This window comes from Candidatus Enterococcus avicola (genome assembly GCF_047470845.1).
Taxonomy (GTDB): Bacteria; Bacillota; Bacilli; order Lactobacillales; family Enterococcaceae; genus Enterococcus_D; species Enterococcus_D casseliflavus.
Genome location: NZ_JBLGTY010000016.1, coordinates 77,518 through 88,122, shown reverse-complemented (window position 1 = coordinate 88,122; position 10,605 = coordinate 77,518). Strand labels below are relative to the sequence as shown.

9 protein-coding genes and 1 pseudogene are annotated in these 10,605 nt (G+C 31.9%); 1 reads left to right on the top strand and 9 read right to left on the bottom strand.

The window, feature by feature from the left end; all coding sequences use genetic code 11:
• The 6 genes and pseudogenes from ACI3E5_RS13030 to ACI3E5_RS13005 form a co-directional block, all read right to left on the bottom strand.
• A pseudogene (locus ACI3E5_RS13030) lies at nt 1-287 on the bottom strand (hypothetical protein); the annotation flags it as partial.
• A gap of 887 nt (nt 288-1,174) precedes the next feature.
• Nucleotides 1,175-1,579 carry a PTS sugar transporter subunit IIA gene (locus ACI3E5_RS13025; RefSeq protein ID WP_060814982.1) on the bottom strand — a complete coding sequence of 135 codons (405 nt, stop codon included), beginning with the start codon at nt 1,577-1,579 and terminating at the stop codon, nt 1,175-1,177.
• 14 nt (nt 1,580-1,593) lie between these two features.
• Nucleotides 1,594-2,076 carry a PTS sugar transporter subunit IIB gene (locus ACI3E5_RS13020; RefSeq protein ID WP_082709565.1) on the bottom strand — a complete coding sequence of 161 codons (483 nt, stop codon included), beginning with the start codon at nt 2,074-2,076 and terminating at the stop codon, nt 1,594-1,596.
• Nucleotides 2,077-2,095: 19 nt separating this feature from the next.
• Nucleotides 2,096-2,908: a PTS system mannose/fructose/sorbose family transporter subunit IID gene (locus tag ACI3E5_RS13015; RefSeq protein WP_060815002.1), complete on the bottom strand. Its 813-nt coding sequence runs from the start codon at nt 2,906-2,908 to the stop codon at nt 2,096-2,098.
• The gene (locus tag ACI3E5_RS13010) at nt 2,901-3,686 is read right to left on the bottom strand and encodes a PTS mannose/fructose/sorbose/N-acetylgalactosamine transporter subunit IIC (protein WP_060814983.1); all 786 of its coding nucleotides are present in this window, start codon (nt 3,684-3,686) and stop codon (nt 2,901-2,903) included. The genes ACI3E5_RS13015 and ACI3E5_RS13010 overlap by 8 nt, the downstream gene beginning before the upstream one ends.
• Nucleotides 3,686-5,761 carry a glycoside hydrolase family 31 protein gene (locus ACI3E5_RS13005; RefSeq protein WP_060814984.1) on the bottom strand — a complete coding sequence of 692 codons (2,076 nt, stop codon included), beginning with the start codon at nt 5,759-5,761 and terminating at the stop codon, nt 3,686-3,688. Before ACI3E5_RS13005 ends, ACI3E5_RS13010 begins: the two co-directional genes overlap by 1 nt.
• A 307-nt stretch (nt 5,762-6,068) precedes the next feature.
• Between ACI3E5_RS13005 and ACI3E5_RS13000 the strand changes: the two genes are divergently transcribed.
• Nucleotides 6,069-7,235, top strand: coding sequence for an ROK family transcriptional regulator (locus ACI3E5_RS13000; RefSeq protein ID WP_060814985.1), 1,167 nt, complete (start codon nt 6,069-6,071; stop codon nt 7,233-7,235).
• Nucleotides 7,236-7,826: 591 nt separating this feature from the next.
• Here ACI3E5_RS13000 and ACI3E5_RS12995 read toward each other — a convergent pair.
• The 3 genes from ACI3E5_RS12995 to ACI3E5_RS12985 are packed head-to-tail and all read right to left on the bottom strand — an operon-like array spanning nt 7,827 to nt 10,520.
• On the bottom strand, nt 7,827-8,306 hold the full coding sequence (locus ACI3E5_RS12995; protein WP_060814986.1) for a PTS sugar transporter subunit IIA: 480 nt from the start codon (nt 8,304-8,306) through the stop codon (nt 7,827-7,829).
• 11 nt (nt 8,307-8,317) lie between these two features.
• Complete coding sequence (locus tag ACI3E5_RS12990; protein ID WP_060814987.1) at nt 8,318-9,820, bottom strand: PTS transporter subunit EIIC; 1,503 nt, start codon at nt 9,818-9,820, stop codon at nt 8,318-8,320.
• Nucleotides 9,813-10,520, bottom strand: coding sequence for an N-acetylmannosamine-6-phosphate 2-epimerase (locus ACI3E5_RS12985; RefSeq protein ID WP_137264749.1), 708 nt, complete (start codon nt 10,518-10,520; stop codon nt 9,813-9,815). Before ACI3E5_RS12985 ends, ACI3E5_RS12990 begins: the two co-directional genes overlap by 8 nt.
• Nucleotides 10,521-10,605: the final 85 nt, after the last annotated feature.

Below are 10,605 nucleotides of genomic sequence, written 5' to 3'. Positions count from 1 at the left end.
ACTCCGTCTGTTTCGATGCCATAATTTACTTCTTTTTTAATGCCATCTTGTTCGGTAAATGTTACCTCTCCGTTAGCGTCTACCTGTTTCTTAAGTACTTCCGTTGATCCATCTGTTAAATTTCTTAACCGTACTTCTTTTCCCGCTTCAAGTGGTAATCCATTTGTGTAATGTGCTTTCACCTTTAAATTAAGCGGTACTATAATTTCTGCTGAATTTGTTAAACTTTCTGCACTAGTAATTTGTGGGGATTGTAGTGAAACGAAAGCTGTTGTAGATAGTAGCAAACCGCCAAGAATTATCTTTGATTTAATAATATCATTCTCCTTAAATTCTATTTATTAAGCTCAAAAAATAGTTTTTATGTTAATATTCTAGCTATTAAAATTCTTAATACTACAAAAGGAAACCATTGTTTTATTGAATAGAAACATGTCCCTATCTCCTCTCTAATTAGTTTTTATAAAACGTAACTATTACGTTTTATAAAAACGATTTTACAAATTTACTTAAAAAATGTCAATAAAAATGAAGGTTCATTTTTTATTGAAGTGCCAAAAATAGATTAATATAAAATTCAACTCGATTTTTTTCAGATAGTTAAAAATGCAACTTCAGCTTTATTAGCTAAAAAGTTGCATTTTCCCCGTATAATAAATTTTATAGTCTAAAGCATTTCTAGAATTTGATTGGACAACATTCATATATATATCAAAAAAACTTTAACACAACTATATAATATTTGCATATAGATCATATCCCACCGCTGTTAAGATTGTTACATCTAGAATTAGTACCTACTCTGGCACTAATTTCCTAACCGTCTCATTGAAAATACCACTTATACTTGAAAGCATCTTCAATCTTAGATTGTCCTCCAAATAGTACACTCGAACCATTATTGCTTTACTATTTAACTATTTGGTTTTTATAGCAGTTCAAGCACTAGCTATACCGTGCTATTCCAAAAAGAGCCCTTTTAACATTCCTCTATTTCGCTAGTATTAATTATTTAAGATTATAATGAAAAAAACATATTTCTTACTATGGCTTCGTATCTAATTTTGATATTATGTAGAAAACGAATCATATTAATATCGAAAATAGCTTTCCTTTTGTTTTGATTTAAACTTTTTCAATTGAGATTAACAGAACTATTCTTCCTTCATTATAATTACTCTTCTCCACCATCCATCTGTATCTCAGGTATTTTAATACTACTTTTACCTATTTCTATTAAATGCTCAGCAAGTTTTTCTTCATTAATTTTAAAGTATGATTCTAATACCATCCCTAGATTCATTCCAGTTACTACTTGAATTCTTTTATCCATACTTGCTTTCATCATAGCTACATTTGCAGGTGTTCCTCCCATTAGGTCTACTAATATAATAATATTTCGTATGTCACTTGTTTCTTCCAGTATTTTATTCAATTTATTTATTGTTCCTTCAATACCGTCATTTTGTGCCATAGAAACTACCGGATAATTAATCTGGTTTCCAAGTATCATTTTAGCTGAATTTAATATTTCCTCAGCCATTAAACCATGACTCATTAAAATTATTTCATTAGTCATCGCACTTATTCCCCTTATAAAATATCTTTTAAGTAAGTTTTTTTATCGTCTGGTGTCATAATTGTAGTAATTTCAACACCAAGATTTAATAGCTTCTCGAAGGCATTTCTTTCTTCATTAGTAACGCTAATATTAGGACGTAAAACCGTTGTTCCTTTTCGATTAGACATGTTGCCAACGTTAATCCTATCTATCTGTAAATCATTTTCGATAAACGATAATAAGTCTACTGGGGATTTGACTATTAAAAGCACATTTTGCCCTTCATATTTTCCATTTTTGATATTGGTAATCGCTTTCTCTTCAGTTATAATTGAAGAACTGATTCCTGCAGGGACTGCCATCCTTAGCACCTGTTTTTGTATATCATTATTTGCAACAGTATCATTTACAACCATCAAACGAGTCACACCTAATTTATTACTCCACATTGTAGCTACTTGACCATGAATTAATCGATCGTCAATTCTAATATTTTTTATACCCTTCATTTCCACAAAAATTTCCTCCTATCATTTATTTTAAAATGCCTAGAGTAGCTAAAACAATAGACAGAACCATCACACCAAGAATTAAATAAATAGGTTTTACATTTTTTTTCAAAGACCAGTAAACTAAACCAACTAAGAGTGCAGGTAATAATCCTGGCATTATTTGATCTAGTATTTCTTGCCCTCTCATAGAAAAATCACCTTGTTTAAAATCTAAGACTACATTTGTTTTAACAACAGATGGTATTAATGCTCCAACAACCATTAATCCTAAAATTGAAGTCGATTCAGTTAAAAGTTTTAAACTTTTTTCAATAGTAGTAATTAATTTCGTACCTGAAGTATAGCCTATGCGAAATAATGGTATACTTATCATCTTTAAAGCTACACTTACAGCAATCCATAAAATAATTCCTACTGGACTACCATCAATTGCCATATTTGCTGCAATAGCCCCAAATATAGTCCATGGAATAACTACAAATAGACTATCACCTAATCCAGCTACTGGCCCCATAAGTCCTGTCTTAATCGATGTCACTGCTTCTTCAGTATTTTCATCTGAATTTTCTTCCATAGCTATATTAATACCTAAAATATACGGTGCAACCCAAGGATTTGTATTGAAAAATTGTAAATGATTTAGTACTGCTTTTTGTAACGCTTCTGGTTTATTTTTATAAGTAACTTTTAAGAATGGTAATACAGCGTAACAATATGCTAGAGCTTGCATCTTTTCATAATTTGAAGAAACTGAGCTTGTAAAAAACCATCTCCATAATACACTCTTTTTAATTTTGGAATTAACACCAAGTTTTGTCGTCTCCAAGCTATTCATCCTCATCCATACCTCCTATTGTATTAACAACGGTATTATTAATTACATTCTGACTATTTTTTTTATAAATAATTAAAGCTATAGCAGCGCCTATTAATGCTACTCCTAATAATGGCATTTTTAAGTAAACAGACATTACAAAACCTATAACAAGATAACTGAAATATTCTTTTGCAGGTAAGTATCGAAGCAATAAACCAATACCAACAGCTGGTAATAATCCCCCAGCAACTGTTAACCCATTTGTTAACCATTCAGGAGTATGAGCAAGAATAGTATTAATTAAAGATGGTCCAAAAATTACTGCCAACGCAACCGGTATGCCCGTTGTTGCCGCCGTTAAGAATACTCCAAACATTTGCATCTTGGAGATCATACTATAATCTCCTCGCTTTACACCTGCTTCTGCTTTATGAACCATCCAAATACCAATTGTATTTCTAATAATATCTAATTGAACCATTAATAGTGCTACTGGTATACCAATAGAAATCCCTACCGAAGATTCCTGACCAGTTGTTATGGTGATAAAAGTTGCGACAATACTTGCAGTTTGATAGTCTGGTATAGAAGCTCCTCCAAAATTACTAATTCCTAAAGACAATAATTGTAAGGTTCCCCCAATAAAAAGCCCAGTTTTTATATCTCCAAGTATTAAACCAGTTACAAATCCCGCTGTTACAGGTTGGTAGGTTCCGAACATTGTTGAATTCTTCTCAAAATTAATAAAAAAACCATATAACACAATTAAACCAAGTTGAATAACACTTATCTCCATTAGATCTCCTCCTTAATTATACTTAATAGTTTTGAAAATTTATCTTTTTGATTTGTCTTTATAAAAACAGGTATCATACTAATATCTGCTTCAACATCCAACGTTTGTCCACCATCATATTCTTCACCTGTCCATATATTGGTCCAGTTTTCATTTATTGGTAAGTAAACTTCTCTTACTGTTTCCTTATAATTTACAATCGGTGCAATTAGGAACGTATCTCCAAATAAGTAAGTATCTTCTACAGCCCAAGTATTATTATCTGAAGGATATTCATAAAATAGCGTCCTCATAATCGGATCTCCGAATCTATGAGCTTTATCCATCAAAGTACTGATATACGGTTTCAACGCTTCACGTATTTTTATATACTTAGTTAATATCTGCTCAACTTCTATACCGTATGACCATATTTCATTTGGTGCACCAGTAACCATCGAACCTCCACCATGATCCGATAAGGGTTTACTATGGGGTAATCGGTCACCGTGCATTCTTAAAATTGGTGAAAAAGTAGCATATTGAAACCAACGAATTAGCAATTCTCTAAACTCCGGATCTTCTGGATTTCCGCCATGAAACCCACCTATGTCAGTTGTCCACCAGGGAATCCCTGCTAAACCTACATTTAGTCCAGTATTAACTTGATTTCTAAATGCTTCAAAACTAGAATCAATATCTCCAGACCACAATAATGCACCGAATCTTTGTGCTCCAGCCCATCCTCCTCTAACAAGAGTAATTACAGGCTGTTCATTACTTAATTCTTCATAAATCATTGAAAGATAATCGATTGGATATAAATTACCACTATATAAATCAGTCCCCTTTTTATAACGATAATTATCAAAGTCATAAACGGAATATCCCGGCTCAGCTACATCTAACCAGAAATAATTAATCCCTTTATCAACATAATTCTTTTTAATTAGACTCCAAACATATTTCCGAGCTTCACTATTTGTCATATCAATAAAAATAGTGTTTCCTTGAATTTGCATGGTTAATCGAACTCCACGATTAACTTTTACTAGATAACCATTTTCTAAATATTTTTCATAATTTTCTGCATCAGTTTGTACTGTAGGCCAAATTGAGATTATTGGTTCCACTCCGTAATCAGTTTTCAAAGTCTTTAAAAATTTTTCTGGATTAGGCCAGTATTCCTCATCAAAACAATATTCTCCTTGCTTTGGCCAGTGAAAATAATCAATAGCGATAGTTGAAAGCTTTATTCCACGTTTATGATACTTTTCTACTACATCCATCACTTCCTCTGGTGATCTATATCGTAATTTGCTCTGCCATAATCCTAATAAACTATCTGGCATTTTAGGGACTTTTCCAGTTAGATTACTATAGTTTCTAAGTATTTCCTTTGGTTCATTTCCTGAAATTATTACATAATCGATATAATCAGAAGAATACATTTTCCATCGAGTTATATTTTTAGCAAAAGAAACTTCTCCAATACCAGGATTATTCCATAAAAAACCGTATCCAAGACTAGATATATAGAATGGAATTGACACCTGTGAGTTTCTTTGCGCTAATTCTAAAACAGTGTTCTTCAAATCAAGATAAGAATGTTGATATTGACCCATTCCGAATATTTTTTCTTTTGGATCTGATTCAAATCTAGTAGTTACTTGAAATTTACCATCCATATTGGACCGATATTCTCTTGACTTTAATTTCAATGTAGAATTAAAATCCTTTGTAACTTCAACTGAACCAGCATCTTCACCACCATCATCATGTTTAACAGCTCTTAATCTAATATATTCTTTTAGTAAGACATCGTTTTTTTCATTATAAAAAGTTAAACGATCACGATGATCTAGTACCGCTCTTATTTTCCCGTTAATTAATTCTGTTTTATTTTCATATTGATTTATTATCACTTTATTTAGGGAATTAGGCTTATCAATTAAGGAGTTTTGTCGGTCTTCATAGTTCATGTCTACAAATGAACGTATTCTAATAGCATTTTCCCCCCATGCTTCAATAATCAGTAATTCATCATCAAATTTTCTTGAAAAATAATTTGATTCAATGTTTATCACTTCTTTCATCCCACTTTCCTTTTCTTCTTAATTAGTTAACTCTTATTACAACACTAGCAATTGTAATCGCATACATATACATATCAATTTAATTTAAGTATTTTGACTAGAATTCTGCTTTTTAATTTGTTTTCTCGATAAACTAATTATCAAAAAAAAAACTAATAACAAAAAACACTTAATTACTTGAACTAAAATTGTTTGTACGTTAAACTAATTAATAAATAAAATATAAAATAAGCTATTTAAAATGTCAACTGTAAACGCTATATTTTTTTTGCATAGGCTATTTTATTTTTAAATTGAGGAGAAATTAATGATTTCAAGTAAATATACAATTAGAGAACAAAACGAGGCAAAAATACTTAATCAAATAATTAGACATAAAGAAATATCTAGAGCTGAATTGAGTAAAATAACCTCTTTAAACAAAGCATCTGTATCTTCTATTATCAATAAATTGATCGATGACTCGCTTGTAATTGAAAATAGAATTGGAGAAGCAACAAATCGTGGCCGAAAACCCATTATGTTAACTTTTAATGGAGTATCTTCGGGCTTAGCAATTGCAATTGATCTAGGATATAATTACATTGATGGAATGGTAGCTTCATTAGATGGAAAAGAAATTGCAAGAATACAGCTTACTGATACTTATGTTAGTAAAGACAACATACAAATGTTAATTCGTAAAATTATAAAAAAACTCACCGATAATCTTCCTTATACGCGACATGGAATAATCGGTATGACAATTGCTGTTCAAGGACAAGTTCTAAATAATAAAGTACTTAGTACAACTTATAACGGTCTTGAGGAAATTGATTTAGTAAAATTATTAAATCAAGAGTATAGCTTTCCTGTTTTTTTACAAAATGAGGCAAACTTATCTGCATTAGGTGAATATACTTTTTCTTCTGATATCGAGAATTTAGTATCAATTAGTCTTCATAGTGGAATAGGCGTTGGAGTAGTAAAAAATGGTAAACTTGACATTGGTAATAAAGGATATGCTGGTCAGTTGGGACATACAATTCTATTTCCAAATGGCAGAAAATGTGAATGTGGTAATTATGGTTGTTTAGAAAAATATTGCTCTACTCAAGTAATTTACCAAGAGATTTCCAAAGAAAAAAAACTAGATAAAATTAATTCGGATATAGTGGAATATCTTTATAGCAACAAGGATCAAAAGGTTGTAGAGATGATTGAACTATATGCATACTATTTATCGATAGGAATTAACAATATAGTTATGCTCTATGCTCCTGAGTTAGTGATTTTTAACAGTCCTTTAACAAAAAAAATTCCGAACATAATTAATATAATCAAAAATTTTTTGAATAATCAATATACAAAAGAAATTCATATCATTAACAGTCCTATAGAGTGGAATCCTGTTCTTAGTGGAGCAATTTCGTTTTCAATTCAAAAATTTTTAAATATTGAAAAGTTGAAACTCAGCTCTTATGCAAAAAATTAATTTAATTTAGTGGAAACTAGTATGTGAAATGGAGAAATTTTAACATACTAGACGGCTCACCAGTACTCTCTCCTTAAAAAGAGCTTTTTATATAGTTATGAATTTCTCACCGCTCTACCTCTTTTTCAAGAGATAAAAAAATTAATACAATGCTTATTACTTAAACTATTTCTAACTCAATAATCTATCAAATATTCTCAATTTTTTTCAATTGTCTTTTTGTTTAATCAAAGCATGCTTGCATATTATCCATTTGGCCTATACTTTAGGGTAAAATTTTACAATTTCATCTAAATTATATACTAAACTTTTATCGCTATTAAAAGTAAAAACAGCTTCGCCCACGTATAGAAACGTATATCTTTTTGTTTCTACACGTGGGCGAGCTGACTAAAATCATATAATCAAAAACTTAATAAAACGAGGTTCACTCCAATCATATTTCATTTTTCAAAACTATCACATTAATCTCTTGTCAATCAAAATTATTATACATTGAGAAAGTTACAACTTATATACTACTTCTTTAAACCCTAAAACTTCACCAATGAGTTTCTAATAATTAGATCTTATTAATCTAACTATTAATCATTATGATAAATTTAAATACCCACAAAGAACACCATGTAAAACTCTTCCTGTATATAAATCGAGATTATCAATTTGACTAGATTCAGTAAAACAAATGATTACTGATGAGTCTTTTTTAGCCAATTCAAGCTGTTTAAAATCAACCTTAACTAGTGGATTTTCAGGTGTTATATATTCATTTTCATCAACAAGAATTGAAAAAGGTTTTCCTTCTAATTCTACTGTATCTATCCCAATATGAATCAAATAATCAATTCCTGAATTACTCTTTATACTAATAGCATGTTTTGTTGGAAAGATAGTTGTGACCTGACCAGCTAAAGGAGCATAAATTGTCTGCTCTTCTGGAATAACAGCAAAACCTTCCCCTAATAATTTTTGTGAAAAAACTGGATCATTTACTTCTGATATAGGAATAACTTTTCCCGAACATGGAGAAAATAGTTCCACTTGTTTTTTCTTTCTTAAAAACTTAATCATATAAATTCCTCCTAATTATCTCTTTTCAAAATTTGATTGATTTCTTGACTAAGTAAATCAGCTTTTCCTCCAAAAACTGCTTGAATCCCACCTTTTACCTCAAAAACTGCAGTAGCACCTAATTGTTTTATAGCTTGTTTGTCAACATTTTGTCCATTCTTCACAGCAACACGCAAGCGAGTTGCACAGGCTTCAACAGATTCAATATTCTCTTCACAGCCAAGTGCTTTTATAATCATTAAAGATTCTTCATGCAAAGAAGTATTTTTATTCAAGGTAATTTCAGAGACTACCTCTTTTTCTTCTATCATACCAGGGATCGCTACTTTGAATTTTTTTAAAAAGAAAGTAAAAACGATAAAGTAAATAATAGCCCAAGCAAGTCCAAAAGGAATCAATTTAAGCCAGTTAGTTTTGTCATTTCCTTGAAGTACACCAAATAATAGAAAATCAATTAGTCCACCTGAAAAAGAATTTCCTACTCGAATATTCAGGATATCCGCAAAATAAAAAGATAGGCCGTCTAAAAATGCATGGATGACATAAAGCCATGGAGCCACAAACAGAAACATATATTCTACAGGCTCAGTGATTCCTGTTAAAAATGAAGTTAATGCACCGCTGAAATAAAGACCGCCATTTTTCTTACGGTTTTTTTTAGGAATTGCACGATACATCGCATAACAAGCAGCAGGAAGGCCAAACATCATCGTGGCAAATCTTCCAGCAAAAAAACGAGTCCCATAAGTAAATAAGCCTGTGTGATTCGGATCAGCTAATTGAGCAAAGAAAATATTTTGTGCCCCAGAAACTGTAATTCCCGCTACACTCTCAGTTCCCCCTAACGAAGTGTACCAGAAAAGTGGATAAATTGTATGATGAAGACCAACAGCACCAGTTAAACGAAGTAAAAATCCATAAAGAAATGTTCCTAGACTCCCCATTTGAGCAATATGCTCTCCAGCAACAACTAATCCATTCTGAATCGGTGGCCAAATTAGATAAAAGAAGGAACCAATAATAATTGCAGCCAAACTAGAAATAATTGGAATAAAACGTGAACCACCAAAGAATCCTAAAAACTGCGGTAATTCTATTTTTCTATAGCGATTGTGTAAAAATGCGACAATTCCGCCAATGGCAATTGAACCTACAACTCCAGTATCAAGAGTTGCATCTTTGACAGAAAATAATTCAAGAAAACCACTAATTGTTGCTGTATAAACTAAGTAAGAAACACCACCAGCTAAACCAGCAGTTCCTTTGTCACCATTTGCAAGCCCCACTGCGATACCAATCGCAAATATCAATGCTAAATTAGCAAAAACGGCGTTACCAGCATAACTCATGATACTCAAAATCGTATGAAGCCACGGTTGAGCTAATATGGGATAAGCATTTATGGCGCTTTCATTTGTCAGTGCACCGCCAAGACCTAAAAGTAAACCAGCAACAGGTAAAATAGCGATCGGCAACATAAATGCCCGACCTAGTTGTGAAAATTTTTTAAACATTTTTCTCTTCCTCCTTCAATGCATTGACGAAACGTTCTGCAATTTCTTGTGGACGAGTGATCGCGCCACCAACTACGATTCCAGAAACACCTAATTCCCTAATTTTTTTTGCCTGCTCTGGGGTATGGATTTTTCCTTCTGCAATAACACAAATTTCTGCTTGAACGAGCTGTTTCATCAAGTCAATCGCTGGCCCTTCTTGCTTTCTACTTTCATTAGTATATCCGCATAACGTGGTTCCGACAAAATCAACGCCAGCTTCATAGGCATTTTTACCTTCTTCAAAGGTAGAGATGTCTGCCATTAATAATTGTTCAGGATACTTTTCTTTGATCTGAGTAATGAAAGTGTTGATAGACAAATTATCATGGCGTTTGCGCAGCGTGCAATCTAGCGCAATAACTTCTACACCAGTAGCAACTAATTCATCGACCTCACGCATCGTTGCGGTAATAAATGGTTCTTCAGGAGGATAATCTCGCTTAATTATCCCAATCATAGGTAGAGAAACTTTTTCTTTAATCTCTAAAATATCTCGAACAGAATTTGCTCGGATACCAACTGCACCAGCTCTTTCAGCAGCTAGAGCAAAATAGGACATAAGACCTCCTTCTTCTTTATAAAATGGTTCACCAGGTAATGCTTGACAAGAAACAATCAGTCCACCTGAAATTGCATCTAAAAATATTTGTTTCTCCATTCTCCTAAACACTCCACTTTAAATTAATTTTTCGGATAATAACTCCAAATAAAATATAGCACGCGCTTTCATTGATGTAAAGTAT